Source organism: Candidatus Anoxymicrobium japonicum (assembly GCA_002843005.1).
GTDB classification, from domain to species: domain Bacteria; phylum Actinomycetota; class Geothermincolia; order Fen-727; family Anoxymicrobiaceae; genus Anoxymicrobium; species Anoxymicrobium japonicum.
Map to the genome: position 1 here is coordinate 13,514 of PHEX01000003.1, position 17,541 is coordinate 31,054.

Annotated in this window: 17 protein-coding genes; all 17 read left to right on the plus strand. The window is 58.5% G+C overall.

The window, feature by feature from the left end:
- Window positions 1-4 precede the first annotated feature (4 nt).
- The 17 genes from CVT63_00445 to argH all read left to right on the plus strand — a co-directional run bounded on the left by CVT63_00445 (window position 5) and on the right by argH (window position 17,532).
- Entirely contained in the window at window positions 5-1,849 is a 1,845-nt protein-coding gene (locus CVT63_00445; protein ID PKQ28871.1) for a B12-binding domain-containing radical SAM protein, read from the plus strand.
- Entirely contained in the window at window positions 1,849-2,622 is a 774-nt protein-coding gene (locus CVT63_00450) for a hypothetical protein (GenBank protein ID PKQ28872.1), read from the plus strand. Before CVT63_00445 ends, CVT63_00450 begins: the two co-directional genes overlap by 1 nt.
- On the plus strand, window positions 2,496-3,884 hold the full coding sequence (locus CVT63_00455) for a hypothetical protein (protein ID PKQ28873.1): 1,389 nt from the start codon (window positions 2,496-2,498) through the stop codon (window positions 3,882-3,884). Before CVT63_00450 ends, CVT63_00455 begins: the two co-directional genes overlap by 127 nt.
- A gap of 88 nt (window positions 3,885-3,972) precedes the next feature.
- A complete protein-coding gene (gene rplU / locus CVT63_00460) occupies window positions 3,973-4,323 on the plus strand; it encodes a 50S ribosomal protein L21 (protein PKQ28874.1) in 351 nt (116 codons plus the stop codon).
- Between the two features lie 13 nt (window positions 4,324-4,336).
- On the plus strand, window positions 4,337-4,600 hold the full coding sequence (locus tag CVT63_00465; GenBank protein PKQ28875.1) for a 50S ribosomal protein L27: 264 nt from the start codon (window positions 4,337-4,339) through the stop codon (window positions 4,598-4,600).
- A 21-nt stretch (window positions 4,601-4,621) separates the two neighbouring features.
- Complete coding sequence (locus CVT63_00470; GenBank protein ID PKQ28876.1) at window positions 4,622-5,086, plus strand: two-component system response regulator; 465 nt, start codon at window positions 4,622-4,624, stop codon at window positions 5,084-5,086.
- 132 nt (window positions 5,087-5,218) lie between these two features.
- Window positions 5,219-6,544, plus strand: coding sequence for a GTPase ObgE (locus CVT63_00475; GenBank protein ID PKQ28877.1), 1,326 nt, complete (start codon window positions 5,219-5,221; stop codon window positions 6,542-6,544).
- On the plus strand, window positions 6,544-7,641 hold the full coding sequence (gene proB / locus CVT63_00480; protein PKQ28878.1) for a glutamate 5-kinase: 1,098 nt from the start codon (window positions 6,544-6,546) through the stop codon (window positions 7,639-7,641). The genes CVT63_00475 and proB overlap by 1 nt, the downstream gene beginning before the upstream one ends.
- A 27-nt stretch (window positions 7,642-7,668) precedes the next feature.
- Complete coding sequence (locus CVT63_00485) at window positions 7,669-8,916, plus strand: glutamate-5-semialdehyde dehydrogenase (GenBank protein ID PKQ28879.1); 1,248 nt, start codon at window positions 7,669-7,671, stop codon at window positions 8,914-8,916.
- A gap of 111 nt (window positions 8,917-9,027) precedes the next feature.
- Window positions 9,028-10,065, plus strand: a complete 1,038-nt coding sequence (locus CVT63_00490) for an N-acetyl-gamma-glutamyl-phosphate reductase (GenBank protein PKQ28880.1) — start codon at window positions 9,028-9,030, stop codon at window positions 10,063-10,065.
- 35 nt (window positions 10,066-10,100) lie between these two features.
- A complete protein-coding gene (locus CVT63_00495; protein ID PKQ28881.1) occupies window positions 10,101-11,312 on the plus strand; it encodes an ornithine acetyltransferase in 1,212 nt (403 codons plus the stop codon).
- 9 nt (window positions 11,313-11,321) lie between these two features.
- The gene (gene argB / locus CVT63_00500) at window positions 11,322-12,197 is read left to right on the plus strand and encodes an acetylglutamate kinase (protein ID PKQ28882.1); all 876 of its coding nucleotides are present in this window, start codon (window positions 11,322-11,324) and stop codon (window positions 12,195-12,197) included.
- 6 nt (window positions 12,198-12,203) lie between these two features.
- On the plus strand, window positions 12,204-13,409 hold the full coding sequence (locus tag CVT63_00505; GenBank protein ID PKQ28894.1) for an aspartate aminotransferase family protein: 1,206 nt from the start codon (window positions 12,204-12,206) through the stop codon (window positions 13,407-13,409).
- Window positions 13,410-13,486: 77 nt separating this feature from the next.
- The gene (gene argF, locus CVT63_00510; protein PKQ28883.1) at window positions 13,487-14,437 is read left to right on the plus strand and encodes an ornithine carbamoyltransferase; all 951 of its coding nucleotides are present in this window, start codon (window positions 13,487-13,489) and stop codon (window positions 14,435-14,437) included.
- Window positions 14,340-14,912, plus strand: a complete 573-nt coding sequence (locus CVT63_00515) for an arginine repressor (GenBank protein ID PKQ28884.1) — start codon at window positions 14,340-14,342, stop codon at window positions 14,910-14,912. Before argF ends, CVT63_00515 begins: the two co-directional genes overlap by 98 nt.
- Before the next feature lie 35 nt (window positions 14,913-14,947).
- On the plus strand, window positions 14,948-16,162 hold the full coding sequence (locus CVT63_00520; protein PKQ28895.1) for an argininosuccinate synthase: 1,215 nt from the start codon (window positions 14,948-14,950) through the stop codon (window positions 16,160-16,162).
- Window positions 16,159-17,532 (plus strand): argininosuccinate lyase, encoded by a 1,374-nt coding sequence (argH, locus tag CVT63_00525; protein PKQ28885.1) that lies wholly within the window; start codon window positions 16,159-16,161, stop codon window positions 17,530-17,532. Before CVT63_00520 ends, argH begins: the two co-directional genes overlap by 4 nt.
- Window positions 17,533-17,541: the final 9 nt, after the last annotated feature.

Consider the following 17,541-nt stretch of genomic DNA (forward strand, 5'->3'; position numbering starts at 1 on the left):
CAGAATGGTGAAACAGGGAAACCTCTGGCCGAGGATCGAACCGCTGCTGTCACGAGTCACGAGGCCCAGCCGTTACACAGGGGGCGAATGGAACGCGCCTGATATCCAGAAAGGCGGCACGACAGTAGCTCTTGCGTATCCGGACGTCTACGAGATCGGAACCAGCAATCTTGGGCTCGCCATCTTGCGCGAGGTTGTAAATGAGATCGAAGGCGCGAGCGCCGAGCGCGTTTACTCGCCATGGATCGACATGGAAGCAGAGATGAGGGATGAGGGCATCGAGCTCTTCTCTCTCGAGACGCACAGGCCGGTGCGAGATTTCGATATCTTTGGCATATCAATTCCTCATGAACTCACATTCACCAACGTGCTCAACCTTATCGACCTCGCTGGCCTTCCCTTAAGGGCGAGCGAGAGAACCGAAGGTCCAATCGTAATCGGTGGCGGGGGTGGCGCCGCGAATCCTGAGCCGCTGGCGGATTTTTTCGACATTATCTTCCTCGGAGAAAGCGAAAAGGCGATGATTGGTCTCGTAGAGATTGTCACGCGCGGCAAGGCGCAGGGGGCAAGCCGCGAGCACGTCATCGACGAACTGTCAAAGCTACCTGGAGCTTACCGTCCGAGCGACTATGTTCCCGTGTACGCCAAAGGCGGCATGCTGACTGGTATTACTCCGCGCCACGGCGCTCCCGCACAGCAGAAGAAGAATCTGGTGGACATCGATCGCTGGTTCTATCCGAAGCGGCCGATCGTCCCGTTCTGCGAGGTTGTTCACGACAGACTCAACGTCGAGCTGTTTCGCGGTTGCACTCGCGGTTGCAGGTTTTGTCAGGCGGGCATGATCGGCCGTCCTGTCCGTGAGAGGACGGCGGGTGAGGTGGTCAAGATGGTGGACGAACTCGCGAGCGTGACCGGTTACGACGAGGTTTCGTTGTGTTCACTCTCGTCCGCCGACTACAGTCGCATCGAGGATGTCGCGTCAAGGGTGGCGCAGATCTGCGAGCACCGGCAAATGGTCATGGCGCTTCCATCGCTTCGCATGGACGCGATGTCCATGCAGCTTGCGATGAGGTTCGGCGTGATTGGGCGCGGCAGCCTGACGTTCGCGCCGGAGGCGGGCACGGAAAGGCTACGTAGGGTCATAAACAAGCCCATAAGCGAACGGGACATGATAGACGCGGTGATATTCTCGGCAAAGGCCGGCCGGAGGCGAATAAAGCTTTACTTCATGATTGGCCTGCCGACCGAGACCGACGAAGATGTCGCTGAAATATCAAAACTCGTTTTCAGGTTGCGGGACGCGGCGCGCGCCGAGCGACTGACGCCTCCCGCTTTCAACGTCAGTGTTTCAACGTTCGTTCCGAAATCGCACACGCCTTTTCAGTGGTGTTCGCAAGAGAGCGCGGAATCGATTGCGCACAAGCAAGACATACTCAAATCGTCCTTGCGCGCCAGGAGCGTCAAGCTTTCCTGGCACGATTCCGGGATGACAATTGTCGAAAGTTTGCTGGCTAGAGGAGACCGTTCTTTGAGCCGTGTGGTCGAGCGCGTGTGGAAAGCCGGTGGGCGCTTTGATTCATGGTCCGAGCATTTCGATTTTGCCAGCTGGCGACAGGCCGCTCTCGCTGAAGGTGTCGACTTCGACTTTTATCTTGTCAGGGAGCGCGGCGAGGATGAGGTGTTCCCCTGGGATCATCTGGATTTTGGCGTTGACAAGGAATATCTGCGAGTGGAATTCGCGCGGGCGCTACGAGGTGAGACTACCGCGGATTGCAGAAGCGGAGATTGCTCCGGCTGCGGTGTTTGCGAGAGTTTCGGCGTCGAGCCTTCTTTAAAAGGGGTTGAGTGATGGTCACCGGCGCGGCGCCTTTGAGGCTGAGGGTTCAGTTTACAAAGGAGGACACCGCGCGTTATCTTTCTCACTCCGAGTACTCGCGAACGTTGATGATCTCGGCGCGCAGGGCGTCTTTGCCGTTGGAGTACGCGGGATATCGCATGTCGCGCATGAAAATTTCTCTGTCGCCGCCGCTTCCCATAGGTATAACGAGCGAATGCGAGTTGATGGACTTCGGCCTGTCGTCATACGTTCCCGCGGCGGAAGCGCAGCGTCTTTTGCGGGAGGCGCTTCCCGGGGGGATCGGGGTTGTTGGTTGCCGGTTGCTCGCCGCCGACGCGCGTCCGGTGGGGAAGCTGATAGATACGGCCTGTTTCAGAGTCCGGCTGCTTTCAGACGCGCGTACAGAAGGGGATTTGCGCGGCGCGGTTGAAAGATTTCTCGAGAAAAGTTCTATTTCGTATGAAAGGGTGCAGCCCCGGCGCACAAGGATCGTTGACTTGAGGGGTGGCGTTCACAAGTTGGCCTTCGATGAGAAAAAGACAGGTGATGAGGATGGCATATGTCTGGTAATGACGCTCGACGATGGAATATCAGGGACGATCAAGCCGTGGGAAGTGATAGAGGTTCTGGCCCGGATGGCGATGATCCCGAAAGAGATATGGAACAAAGCGCAGGTTCACAGGACGGGGTTGTTCGCCCGTCGAGCCGACAGGCTCCTGTCTCCGATGGAGATAGGAGGAAGAGGGGCGCCAGCAGGCGGGGGAAACCGAGAGGCAAGGTATTGAATAATATCAAAAAAGAGTTGATCGTCACCTGCGAGAAGGGCAGGTGCAGGCTTGCCCTCCTCGAGGACGACGTTGTAGCCGAGGTTTACCTGGAGAGTACGAAGAGGCGGTCTATCGTCGGGAACATTTACGCCGGACGCATAACGGCCGTGCTTTCCGGTATGAGCGCGGCTTTCGTCGATATCGGAGTCGGGAAGAACGCGCTGCTGTACCTGCAGGATCTGGTGTTGATGGAGGACGGCTCGCATGTGCGACCGGGAAAGATAGGCAAGGCCCTCAAGGTCAACGACACGATCGTGGTTCAGGTCACCAAGGATCCTATGTCCGGCAAAGGCGCGAGGCTCACTACTTACCTCAGCCTGCCGGGGCGGCTTATGGTCTATATGCCGCAATCCAGACGCTCGGGAGTCAGCAGGCGTCTTCCACAGCGGGAGAGGGATCGGCTTCGCAAGATCCAACGCGAGATCGAGACCGAGGAAGGTAGCACGATTATCAGGACCGCCGCCACGAAGGCGAGCAAGAAGGATCTCTCGAGAGATCTGGATTATCTGCTCAAGCAATGGGATGAGGTGCAAAACAAGATAGCGGACGCTGCGCCACCCGTTCTCTTACATGCCGAGCCTGACCTCGCGGTGAGGGTTGTAAGAGATACGTTGACGAGAGATTTCAAGAGTGTTGTTGTGGACAACAAGGTTGAGTTTGGCAGGATTCGAGAGTACTTGAATCGCTCCGCGCCGGAGTTGCTCGATCTGGTTCAGCGGCACAAGGAGAACGCGCCGCTCTTTGCGCATTACGGTGTTGACAGGGCGATCGAGGCCGCCCTGCGTCGCAAGGTAGGACTCCCGTCAGGCGGGCACATCGTGATAGATGAAGTAGAGGCGCTTACGGCTATAGACGTGAACACCGGTTCCTATACGGGCAAGAACAGTCTCGAGGCTACGGTGGTTAAGACCAACCTGGAGGCGGCTGTCGAGGTGGTGCGTCAGTTGAGGCTGCGCGACATCGGCGGCATCATTGTCATTGATTTCATCGATATGGAGATAGAGGAAAATCGAAACAAGGTGCTCGAGACTCTCGAGCGCGAGTTAGAGAAAGACAGAACCAAGAGCCAGATCGCGATGCTTTCGAGCCTCGGGCTGGTCGAGATGACCAGGAAGAACGTAACCGAGGGCATTATCGACATAATGGGCCGGACATGTCCGCACTGTGAAGGCCGCGGTCTGATTTTCAATAGCGCCGCCGGACATGGCGGCAAATCGTAGTGGAAATCTGTTTTTTCTCGCGTGGCGCTCGTGTAGTATATAATGCTGGTAGTGTTGCCTGGGAATACTTGAAGTGTGGGAGAAGACGATGTACGCAGTGATAAGGACAGGCTCGAAACAGTACAGGGTGGCCCCTGGAAACAAGATTACGGTAGAGAAGCTCGATATTGCCGAGGGCAAGGAGCACAGCTTCGAGGACGTGGTTCTTCTTCACGATGGGAAGAACGTGATCGTAAGTCCGTCAAAGCTCTCAAAGGCGCGCGTCGCGGCGCGCGTGGTGAGCCATGGCAAGAGCAAGAAGACGGTAGTTTTCAAGTACAAGTCCAAGAAAACTTATCGACGCAAGAAGGGTCACAGACAGCAACTGACCCGTCTCGAGATTGTTGACATAATCGACGGAAAGAGCGCCGCGAAGAAGCCAGCGGCTAAGAGCGCTTGATTGGGAGGTATGGATGTCAAGCAAGAAAGGCGTAGGCAGCTCCAGGAATGGCCGGGACAGCGCATCGAAGCGCCTCGGAGCAAAAAAATTCAGTGGTCAGAGCGTGCGCGGGGGGAATATCATTGTAAGGCAGTGCGGAACAAAGATACGCCCCGGCGAAAATGTCGGCATGGGCCGCGACTATACGCTATTCGCCAAAATAGATGGCATCCTCGAGTACCACAAGTCTGGCAACAGGAAGACGGTAAGCGTTTTGCCGGATGCGTCGGCAGAGTAACGAAACACGGGAGATGTTGACGTGGGTCAGCGAAGAATACTCGTAGTAGATGACGATCCCACCATGATCAAGCTGATTGAGGTGAATCTCAAACTTAATGACTATTCCGTGGTCGGAACTACTTCCGGTGAGCAGGCATTGAGCATTCTGGCGAGTGAGCCGTTGGACATGGTTGTACTGGACATTATGATGCCCGGCGTGGATGGCTGGGAGGTTCTCAAGCGCATTCGCGCCGGCAAGGACACACAGGAGATCCCGGTTATTCTGGTGACCGCCAAGACTCAGGACAGCGACGTTATTCGCGGGTGGGAACTGGGCGCCGACGAGTACGTTATCAAGCCGTTCAACCCGTTGCTCCTGATTGAAATCGTAAAGATGGTATTCAATAGAAGCCATGACGAGCGCGTCGATCGCCGCAGGAAGCAGAAAGAAAAGCTCGATGTGCTTCGGAGCCTTTCCCACCCCCAGCAAGAACCATTGGCGTAAACGCATAATGGGGTCAAACCATTTTATGCGTTTTGTAACAGATAAATTGGGAGTACGTATAAAAACGCATAAAATGGTTTGACCCCATTATGCGTTTTGATCCCCCTTAACAGTTGAAAGCGTGTTGTCCCTGTGTTTATTGACGAGGCGCTGATATTCATAGAGGCAGGACGCGGAGGAGATGGTTGCGCGTCTTTTCTCAGGGAGAAGTACAGGCCACATGGTGGGCCGGATGGCGCCAACGGCGGGCGAGGCGGCGATGTGGTGCTGGAGGTGAACAACAGCGTCAGGACGCTAATTGAGTTTTCACGAAGGCGTCACTTTCGCGCCGGGAACGGCTCTCGCGGTGGCTCCAGGAATAAGACGGGCGCCCGTGGTTCCGACATCATCGTGCTGGTGCCGCCAGGCACAGTACTTCGTGACGAGGAAGGCACGGTAATCGCGGACCTGGTTGACCCCGGACAGAAGTTTATTGCCGCAAGTGGTGGTCAGGCGGGCAGGGGGAACGCGGCGCTCGTGAAAGAAGTTGGTCCGCTTCCACGCTTCGCCGAAAAGGGCGAGCCTGGTGACGAGCGGGCAATAAAGCTGGAGCTTAAATTAGTTGCGGACGTCGCCATAGTCGGGTTTCCCAACGCGGGCAAGTCGAGCCTGATATCGAAAATATCGAGGGCGCGCCCCAGGGTGGCCGACTACCCTTTCACTACCATTGAACCCAATCTGGGCGTTGCAACAGTCGCCGACTCGGAGTTCGTCGTGACGGATGTTCCGGGTCTTATAAAAGGCGCTCATGAGGGGCGAGGGATGGGCATAGCATTTCTGCGTCACATTGAGCGGGCCGCTGTGATCCTTTATCTGGTTGACATGTCGCCCGCGTCAGGCCGGCGACCGGTGGAAGATCTCGTTGTCCTGGAAGATGAACTCGAGAGCTACAATCCCGACCTGATCCGCAGGAGCAGAATTGTGGCGGCAAACAAGATGGATTTGAAACCGCGCTCGCAAGACCTGGATGATTTACGTCTCGAGTGTGAAGCGCGCGCCCTCGGGATGTTCGCGATCAGCGCCGCGACGGGTGATGGGATACCGGCGCTAATGAGCGCCGTGGCCGATCTCGTCCAGCGCTCGGATGAGGAAGGAGTCTCCACCGGCGCGAGAGTGGCGTATGAGCCGGCGGCGGAGGAGGAGACGATGAGCGTCACCCGCTCAGATGGCTTGTTTGTGGTCACGGGGGTTCGAGTGGAGCGGCTTGTGAAGATGACGGACTGGTCCAACGACGATGCGATAACATATCTCGCGAGAAAGCTTCGAGAAGCGGGAGTGGACGACATGCTGGCCCGCGCCGGCGCCCACGATGGCGATGAGGTCGAGATATCCACAAAGACGTTCGAGTACTCCTCACACGCCGGAGTCGAGGAAATCGCGCGAGCGTCTGAGGCGGCTGCTGACGAAAAAGGAGTTTGATGGACGTCAAGCGCATGGTTGTCAAAGTCGGCACGGCTACGATCACCGAGCAGTCAGGCAAGATCAGCCGCGAGCTGCTGGAGAAGATCACTTCGCAGATTGTAGACGCGCGAGCCCGCGGCATTGACGTGGCGCTCGTGTCGTCCGGCGCGATTCAGGTCGGCATGCGGAAACTCGGCCTCGCCCGGCGACCCGATGACATTGAAATCTTGCAGGCGGTAGCGGCGGTGGGGCAGGGAATACTAATGCACATGTATACAGACATTTTTGCCGGGAGTGGCACAAATGTCGGACAGGTGTTGCTGACTCGATACGGCCTCAACCGAAGGCAGCAGTATCTCAACGTGAGGCATACGCTCGAGAAGTTGTTTGAGATGGATGTCGTTCCAATAATCAATGAGAATGACACGGTGGCGACCGAAGAGATAACTTTTGGCGACAACGACATGCTGGCCGCGCTGGTGGCGTCTCTCGTTGGAGCGGATCTTCTCGTGCTGCTTACTGACACAAGCGGGCTTTTCACGGAGGATCCGAGAAAAAACGGGAACGCGAAGCTTGTCAAGCGGGTTACATGCGTGACTGCGGAGATCGAGGGATTTAGCGGCGACGCTGGCGATCGCGGTCTTGGCGGAATGTCTTCAAAAGTACAGGCCGCCAGAATAGCTTCCGCCGCGGGGGTGAACACGATTATCGCTGACGGACGTGTTCAGACGATCATAATGGACATCGTTAACGGGAAGGCGCCGGGCACTTTTTTCCACTCTACGGGAAACGTGGCGTCTATGAAACATTGGATCGGCTACGCGAGGATAAGCAGTGGGCGCCTCACAATTGACGCGGGCGCGGTCGACGCGCTCTTGAATAAAGGAAAAAGCCTTCTTCCCGTCGGAGTTCTCGAGGTCGAAGGCGATTTCGATGTGGGGGACTGTGTCGAGATTGCCGATCCTGAAGGCAAGGTTATCGCAAGAGGCCTGTCGAGCTACAGCGCGCTCGAGGCCCGGCGGGTACTGGGATTGAGAACCGATCAGATCATCGACGCGCTCGGCGAGGCTGGCGAAGAGATAATCCACAGGGACGAGCTCACATTGTTGGAGTGAGCGCAAGAGCAATCGAAAGGCGGGTTCATGAGCGAGGTTGAAGAGATTGGAAGGAGAGCAAAAGCCGCCGCGGCGGGTCTCGCCGCGCTGACGGCGCGGCAGAAAGATGACGCTCTCATGTCGATGGCGGACGCTCTCGAGAGTGGAGCGTCTCTCATTCTCGAGCGAAACGAAGAAGACCTGCTTCATGCGCGCGCGCGGAAGACAAGCGCTACTTTGATGGACAGGCTCATGCTGAACGAGGAGCGTGTCGTGGACATGGCTCGTGGTTTGCGCGATGTGGCGGCGCTGCGCGACCCCGTGGGCGAGATCGTCGATGGGTGGCGGCTTCCCAACGGCTTGCTGGTGCAGAAAGTGCGTGTGCCGCTGGGGGTCATAGGAATAATCTACGAGGCCCGGCCGAATGTCACAGTCGACGCCACTGGGCTTTGCCTGAAGAGTGGAAACGCGGTGATTTTACGTGGCAGTTCGAGCGCGCTCCGATCAAACGCGGCACTGGTGGACATTATCGCACAGGCCGCGGAAAGCGCGGGCCTTCCCCCGGACTCGGTGCAGCTCGTGCGCGACACGGATCGTGACGCCGCAAGAGAGATGATGAGACTTCATGGGCTTATCGACGTGCTTATCCCCAGAGGTGGCGCCGGACTCATACACACGGTTGTCGAGAACTCAACCGTGCCGGTGATAGAGACAGGTCTTGGCAACTGCCACGTATATGTTGACGCGGGAGCGGATCTCGAGATGGCGGCGTCTATCATCATCAACGCGAAGACGCAGCGCCCGGGCGTTTGCAACGCCGCCGAGACCATGTTGGTTCACAGGGACGTCGCCGATGAGTTCTTGCCGGACGTGGCGCGGCGGTTGAAGGAGAAGGGAGTCGTTCTGAGAGGGGATGAGGCGACCCGTGAAATACTGCCCGATGTCGAAACCGCGACCGAGGACGACTGGCGCGAGGAGTACCTCGATCTCGTGCTTGCCGTGAAGGTGGTGGATGGTATCGACGAGGCTGTGCGACATATCGCCGAATACGGATCCGGACACTCGGAGACAATTGTCACAAGGGATTACGGGCGAGGAAAGAGATTCGCCGAGCGCGTTGATTCGGCGGCGGTGTACATCAACGCTTCCACCCGCTTCACCGACGGCGGACAGTTTGGCATGGGCGCGGAGATAGGCATCAGCACACAGAAGCTTCACGCTCGCGGGCCGATGAGCCTGCCCGAGCTCACGAGCTCCAGGTTCGTGATATACGGCGAAGGGCAGATAAGGGAATAACGCGGGTATTGCATAATTATTCATACTAATGTATAATATGCATTGGTTATATGCTTGAGCCGCGCCTCGACCGCGCGGCGGATATGTTATCGCTACGGAGGAGATGAAGTTTTGTTAAAAGCGGCGGTGATAGGCGCGTCAGGATACGCGGGCGCGGAACTCATGCGCATACTCTGGGGTCACCCGGAACTGGAGGTGGTTCACGCCACCGCGAACAAGTATGCGGGGTGTCCCGTCGGGTCACTGTACCCGTCGCTGGCCATGCAGTACCCGGGCGATTTCGAGGAGTACGCTCCGGATCTGTTCAACGATTGCGACATCGCCTTTTTCGGATTGCCGCACGGGCAGAGCATGAAAGTTGTGGCCGAGGCCGCGAGCGCGGGCTTGAAGGTGGTTGATTTATCCGCCGATTTCAGGTTGTCGCGGGAAGATTACCTCAAGTGGTACGGAATTGAGCATGAGTCCCCCGAGTTGCTCGGGAAGGCGGTTTACGGTCTGCCAGAACTGGGACGCGAGACGATAGCCTTCGCCTTGGTAGTGGCGAATCCCGGTTGTTACCCGACGTCGGCGTTGCTGGGGCTTTTCCCGCTCGCGAACGCCGGCTATATAAAGGAAAAGAACACGGTGATAATCGACGCGAAGAGCGGCGTGTCAGGGGCGGGCCGGCGTCCGACTCACGCGACGCATTATCCGCGGGTGGCGGATAGCATGTCACCGTACGCGGTCACGGGGCACCGGCATGCTCCCGAGATAAGCGGTTGGTTGGCGAGCATGGCTGGAGGCGCCGTCGACGTTGTCTTCACTCCGCATCTGGCGCCGATGAACAGGGGAATACTCAGCACTATGTATGTGCCGCTCGAAGCCGGTTCTTCTATTGAGGATATCAGGGCGCTTTACTACGACACGTACGAATCAGAGCCGTTCGTTCACTTGCTTGCGCCGGGGAGTTTCCCGGAGACAAAGGCTGTGCAGGGGACGAATAACTGCCATGTCGCGCTCGAGGTTTCCCGCTCGGGAGGGACACTGGTTGTCATGTCCGCGATAGACAACCTGGTCAAGGGCGCTGCGGGACAGGCTGTTCAGAACGCCAACATCATGCTCGGGATCGAGGAGTCCGCAGGCTTGCTTGCCCCTGGCTTGTACCCATGAACGGGCGATAGATAATAACGAGGCGGTGGTAATTCATGAACGCGATGGGATTTGAAAGAATACTTGGGGGTGTGTGCGCCCCGAAAGGCTTCCTTGCTTCCGGTGTCGCGTGCGGAATCAAGGCCGAAGGAAAGCCGGACCTGGCGCTTCTCTACTCTGAGTTTCCCGCGGCGGCCGCCGGTGTTTTCACCACAAATGAGATGAAGGCGGCGCCCGTCAAACTTTGCAAGGAGATAGTGGACGGCCCGTGCGCGCGGGCAGTGGTCATCAACAGCGGGTGCGCCAATGCCATGACCGGCAAGCGAGGGGACGATGACGCGCATGCGATGGTTCGGTTTGCGGAGAAGGCGCTGGGTGTCGGCGCGGGACAGGTGCTGGTGGCGTCCACCGGGCACATCGGCGAGTATCTTCTTGTGGACAAGGTGACTTCAGGCATAAAACAGGCTGTGGACGAGCTAAGCGTTGGCGGCAACACGGACGCCGCGAAAGCCATCATGACGACCGACTCCTACCCGAAGGAGCTTGCGGCCGAGATGGAGATAGGCGGAAAGGTCGTTCGGCTGGGCGCCATGGCTAAAGGCGCGGGGATGATGCATCCAAATATGGCGACTATGATCGCGGTCATCACGACAGATCTCGCGCTCCCGCGCGAGAGGATGTCCGACTGGTTGAAAAAATCCGTGGAGTGGTCGTTCAATCGCATCACCGTGGACGGGGATCAGTCGACAAACGACACCGTGCTCATGCTCGCGAACGGAGCGGCGTTTCCTGATGGACACGTGTTGACAGATGAGGAAGCCGACCTCTTTTTCAGGGTGCTGTGCTGGCTGACCGGACGGCTTGCCAGGTCACTGGTCAAGGACGGCGAAGGCGCCGGAAAACTTTTGCGTGTAGTTGTAAACAGCGCGAGAGACGACGTCGAGGCGGAGCGCGTCGCGCGCGCGATCGCCAACTCTAACCTGGTGAAGTGTTCTTTGTACGGTGGAAGCGTGAACGTGGGCAGGATAGCCGCCGCGGCGGGAAGCGCGGGCGTATCGATCGAACAGTCGAAGCTGGCGATTTATGTCGGTGAGCATAAGGTTGTCGAGTTCGGAGAGCCTGTCGAGCATGATCCGCGGGACATCGAGAAGATGACGCGGCGCGGCGAGGTTGAAGTAACGGTGAGTCTCGGAGTTGGATTGGCTGCCGCTCAGATATTGACCTGTGATCTTTCAAAGGAGTACGTGGCGATCAACGCCGGAGAATAAAGGGCGATTATGACAGAAGACACAAAGATACCGGAAAAAGCGCGCATATTGACCGAGGCGCTTCCTTACATAAAGATGCACCGGGGCAAGACGGTAGTCATCAAACTCGGTGGCAACGCGATGGAAAACAGAGATGTCCAGCGAATGTTCGCCTCGGATGTGGTTCTCATGCGCTACGTCGGGATCCAGCCTGTCATAGTGCACGGGGGAGGCGCTCAGATAACAGAGTACATGAAGAAGATGTCAAAAGAGGTCAGCTTCGTTGACGGGCACAGGGTGACCGACGCGGAGACTATGGAGATCGCCAGGATGGTTCTGGTAGGGAAGGTGAACAAGGAGATCGTCTCGCGGATCAACCGCCATGGGACGTTGTCCATTGGACTTTCCGGTGACGATTGCAACCTGATAATGGCTCACAAGAGATTCGCGCCAGACGGCGCGGACATAGGCTGGGTAGGAAACGTTTCTCATATAAACGCTCCAATCCTCGAGGAGCTCTTGAATTATGAGCTCATCCCTGTGATCGCGTCTATCGGCACAGACAGAGAGGGGAACAGCTATAACATCAACGCGGACATCGTGGCGGGCGAGGTCGCGACCGCTCTCAACGCGGCCAAGATAATCTACATGACAAACGTCAAGGGGATCATGTCATGGGAAGGCGAACTTTTGGGAAAGCTCGATACGGATGATTGCGGGAGGATGCTCGAGCGAGGTGATGTTTCCGGGGGGATGATCCCGAAGGTTGAGGGCTGCCTCAAGGCAGTTGATGGAGGGGTGAGCCGCGCGCACGTGATCGACGGCACGACCCAGCACGCGCTCCTTTTGGAACTGTTCACCGATGAGGGTGTAGGCACGATGATAACAACGCCTGAGGAACAGTAGGGCTTGATGGATGAATTGCTGGAGCGCGTGAAACGCCTGGACGCTGACTACGTCATGCAGACGTACAGGCGCCTTCCCGTGGCGTTTGTCCGTGGACGGGGGACGAGAATGTGGGACTCCTCCGGCAACGAGTACCTGGACATGGTCGGCGGGCTGGGCGTGACCGTGCTCGGCCACTGCCATCCCGCGGTTACGGAGGCGATATGCGCGCAGGCCTCACGGCTCATTCACACTACCAATCTGTACTACGTCGAGTCGCAGGCGGAGCTCGCAAAGATGCTTGTCGAGCGCACGTTTCCCGGCGCAAAGTGTTTTTTCGCGAACTCGGGTGCGGAGGCCAACGAGGGCGCCCTGAAGCTGGCGCGGAAGCATCATCTTGATAAAGGTGTCGCGCGGAGCAAGGTCGTATGCCTGACAGGCGCGTTCCACGGACGCACCCTCGCCACACTCTCGGCCACCGGCCAGCCTTTGAAGTGGGCGCCTTTCAGTCCTGTGGTGCCCGGCTTTGTGCACGTTCCGCCCAACGACAGGGATGCCCTCTCGGAAGCGGTGGATGATCAAACCGCCGCTGTCATCCTGGAGCCGGTGCAGGGTGAGAGCGGTGTTCACGTGCTGGATGAGTCGTTCTTGAGGGCGGCGCGTGAGGCGTGCGACCGTGTCGGCGCGATACTTATCGCGGATGAGGTGCAGAGTGGCATGGGGCGAACCGGGACGTTTTACGCGATGGAGCGCTCTGGAGTAACGGCGGATGTGGTGACGATCGCGAAAGGCCTGGCAAACGGCGTGCCGGCCGCGGCATTTCTCGCGAGGGGAGAATTTGGAGACGTGCTGACCCAAGGCGATCACGGCACGACTTTCGGCGGAGGTTTCCTCACGTGCGAGGCGGCGCGAGCCACGCTGAGCGCGATACTGGACGGAGACTTTGTGAGCAACGCGGAAAAAGTGGGTTCGGCGCTCGATGGGCGCCTGCGCTCAATGATGGATGACATCCCGGCGATCAGCGAGGTGCGCGGCAGGGGACTCATGCTTGCCGTTCAACTCGACAGGGATGTGGCGCATGATGTCGTTTTGAGATGCATGGAGAAAGGCGTCCTCGTAAACGACGTGTCGCCAGGAGTCGTACGCATGCTACCGGCCTTGATATTGACCGAACAAGAGGCGATGACGGCCGCCGACGCTCTCGAGCAGGCGCTCGTGGAGTTGACCAATTAGGGGTCAGGCAACGTCTACCGCTTTAGCGGTAGACGGAAAGGTAGACGGTGCCTGACCCCTGGCTGGAAGCGATTGAAATGGAGGGGCTCGAAGTGATCAAAAACAAGCTCAAGGGAGCGAATTTTCTGGATCTGGCGCTACTCTCCGGCGCGGATATAGAAGCGCTTCTCTCAGAGGCCGTGCGGATCAAGACAGAAGGGGTAAAAGGGCGCAAGCCGCTCTCGGGAAAGGTCATCGGAATGATATTCGAGAAGCCTTCCACCCGAACCAGGGTCTCTTTTGATGTGGCGATCCACAGATTGGGAGGGCACTCGCTGATCCTCACGGACCGGGAGCTGCAGTTGGGCCGTGGTGAAAGTGTCGAGGACACAGGCCGGGTGCTTTCGAGATATCTGGATGGATTGATAGTGAGAACCTTCGGCCAGGAGCGGTTGGAGGCGCTCGCCTCCGCGTCGTCAGTTCCGGTTGTGAACGCGCTCACGGACATGAGCCATCCGTGCCAGGCGCTCGCGGACATGATGACCATACTGGAGTACAAGGGGACTTTCAGGGGACTCAAGCTCGCTTACGTTGGCGACGGGAACAACGTGGCCAACTCGTTGATGCGCGCAAGCACGAAATTGGGATTGGTCGTTTCCGTTTCGACGCCGGCCGGCCATGAGCCTCCCACCTCTGTGGTCGATGAGTGTGTGACGTATGCGCGCGATTCCGGAGGCTCGCTCGATGTGGGGACGGATCCGCGGCAGGGCGCTTCAGGCGCGGACATCTTATATACGGATGTATGGGTAAGCATGGGCGAGACAGAAGAGAAGAAAGCAAACCTCGATCGTTTCAATGCTTATCAGGTTAACGAGAGTCTTCTTGAAATCGCGAACGACGACGTGATGGTCATGCACTGTTTGCCGGCACACCGTGGCGAGGAGATAACAGATGATGTCCTGGACGGATCCCACTCGGCCGTCTGGGATCAGGCGGAGAACAGGCTCCATGCGCAGGTTGCGCTTCTGGAGCTCATCTTTGGATTGTGAGACGGTCAAGATGAAAGCACAGAGGCAGGCGGAGTTGCTCAAGATCGTTCGTTCGAGAAATGTCTCGTGCCAGGCGGAGCTCGTGGATACGCTCAATGAGCGAGGATTCGCGGTGAGTCAGACGACTGTCTCACGAGATATTGGCGACCTCGGGCTTGTCCGGCTGAAGGGCGCCGCAGACACGGCGCGTTACGCGGAACCGACGATGAGGGATGCGCCCGCCATGCGCGATAGCGCGCTCAAGCGAATAGCGTCACAGGCCTTGCTGACGGTGGAGAGCACCGGCAATATCGTTGTGGTCAAGACGCAGCCCGGTGCCGCGCAGGGCCTCGCGTGGGCGATTGACGCGGCAGATTTGCCTGGCGTAGCGGGAACTGTCGCTGGAGATGACACTATACTGGTGGCGTGCTCCCACGGCGCCAGCGGCAAGGGAATAGAGAAGAGTTTGATGGGATACGCGTTAGAGAAGAGGTGAGGGGATTGGCGAACGTCAATGGCGCGTCAGATGCTTTGAAGCCACGAGTGGTGCTTGCTTATTCAGGTGGGCTTGACACCTCTGTGCTGGTCAGGTGGCTCTCCGAGGAGCGTGGATATGATGTGATCGCGGTGTGCGCCGATCTGGGCCAACCCGGCGACATGGAGAAGATACGCCAGAAGGCGCTCGACACAGGCGCCGTGGTTTCAGAGATGATCGACGCGCGTGAGACATTCGCGCGCGAGTTTGTCGCGCCCGCGCTCATGGCGAACGCTCTGTACGGAGGCGCTTATCCACTGGCAACGGCGCTGGCCCGTCCCCTGATCGCGAGGCTCCAGGTCGAGGCCGCGCACAGGCACGGCGCCACGGCGGTGGCCCACGGATGCACCGGCAAGGGAAACGACCAGGTGCGCTTCGAGGTAGCGACCTCAGCGCTCGACCCGACATTGGAAATCATCGCCCCTATACGCGAGTGGAAGATGACAAGGGAAGAAGAAATAGAGTATGCGAAAGAGCGGGGCATCCCCGTGCCGGTGACGGTCGAATCCCCTTACAGCGTCGATGAGAACCTCTGGGGTCGCTCGTGTGAGTGCGGAGTGCTCGAGGATCCATGGGTCGAGCCGCCGGAGGACGCCTACGAGTGGACGACCACGCCGGCTCAAGCCCCGGATGCCCCCGAATACGTCGAGATCGAATTCGCGCGCGGATTGCCTGTCGCGCTCGACGGCGAGAGTATGGGCCTGGTGGAGCTGATAGTGAATTTGAACGCGCTGGGGGGCAGGCACGGCGTGGGCCGCATTGACGTGATAGAGGACAGGCTCGTCGGCATCAAATCCCGCGAGATATACGAGGCGCCGGCCGCCGTCATGCTGATCGCCGCGCACCACGATCTCGAGCAGTTGACGCTCACTCGCGAGGCGCTCTTCAGCAAGCGGCCACTGGAACAACGCGTCGCCGAGATGGCGTACGAGGGCTTGTGGTTCAGTCCGTTGAACAGTGCGATAGAGGCGTTCAACGCGACGTTGCAGGAGAGAGTCAGCGGAACAGTCCGCATGCGTCTTTTCAAGGGAAGGGCCGACGTGGTGGGCCGAAAGTCGCCGAACTCTCTATATGATATAGGACTCGCGACGTACGACGTCGCGGACGTTTTCGACCACAAGGCGGCCAAAGGTTTCATAGACCTCTGGGGCCTGCCGCTCAAGACGTGGGCAAAGAGCGAGAGTGTCCGAAAGGAGCGCAAGTCAAGATGAAGATGTGGGGTGGCCGCTTTGCCGACGCGCCGGATAAAGGGTTCATGGAATTCAGCACGTCCATTGGGTTTGATTCGCGTTTGTATCCATACGATCTTCGCTGTACTCGCGCATGGGCCCGTGAGTTGAAGGACGCGGGAGTCCTTGAGGGCGATGAGCTTCAAGCGATTGAGAGCGCGCTTGTCACCGTGGAGAGCGAGATGAAATCCTGCTCTTTCAAGTTCGAGCAGTCTGATGAAGACATACACACGGCCGTCGAGCGGCGGCTCGTTGAGCTCGCGGGAAAGTTCGCGGGAAAGGTGCGCGCGGGCAGGAGCAGGAACGACCAGGTGGCGACGGACATGCGGATGTTCGCGATCGAGGAGTGCGGGCGAGTAATCGAAAGGATCAAGGCGCTGCAATCCGCCCTCATCGACCAGGCGGAAGCCTCGATGGACATCGTGGCGCCCGGCCACACGCACCTCCAGCAGGCGCAGCCGGTCTTGCTCTCACACGCGCTGCTGGCTTTCGTGCATATGCTCGAGAGGGATGTTGCTCTTCTCAGAACCGCGCGCGACGCCGCGGACAGTCTCCCGCTGGGTTCCGGCGCGCTTGCTGGCACGAGTTTCGCTGTGGATCGCGCGCGCCTGGCGGAGCGGCTTGGCTTCTCCAGGGTGACAGCCAACAGCGTGGACGCCGTTAGCGACCGGGACTTCGTCTGCGATCTCCTGTTCGCGCTGTCGATGGTGATGATTCACTTGAGCCGGCTTTCAGAGCAGGTCGTGCTCTGGGTTTCCGCGGAGTGGGCTCTGGCCGAGTTGGGCGACGCCTGGGCGACCGGTTCCAGCTTGATGCCACAGAAGAAGAACCCTGACGCCGCGGAACTCGTGCGCGGGAAGACGGGCAGGGTTGTCGGCTCTCTCATCGGAATGCTCACGGTGTTGAAGGGGTTGCCACTCTCGTACAATCGGGATCTCCAGGAGGACAAGGAGGGGCTCTTTGACGCCATCGATACAGTCGCGGGGTGTCTCGCCGTGATGACGGGAACTCTTGCCACATTGACGTTCAACCGCGATCGCGCGGAAGCTCTCGCGGCGGGAGGTTTCATGACCGCGACCGACCTCGCGGATTACCTTGTTTCAAAGGGAATGGAGTTTCCCGAGGCGCACCGCGTGACAGGAGAAATCGTGTCCTACTGCATTGAAAAGCAAACGACTTTCGAGGCGCTGACCCACGACGAACTCGCGAAGTTCTCCGGGCTGTTTGGCGAAGAAGCACTTGAATGGCTCACGCCGGCTGCTTCGATATCTCGCCGGGCATGCCACGGCGGCACCGCCCCGGAGGCCGTAACGCGCCAGATCGCCGACGCCCGCGCCATGATTTCCCGTTAGGTAGACGGT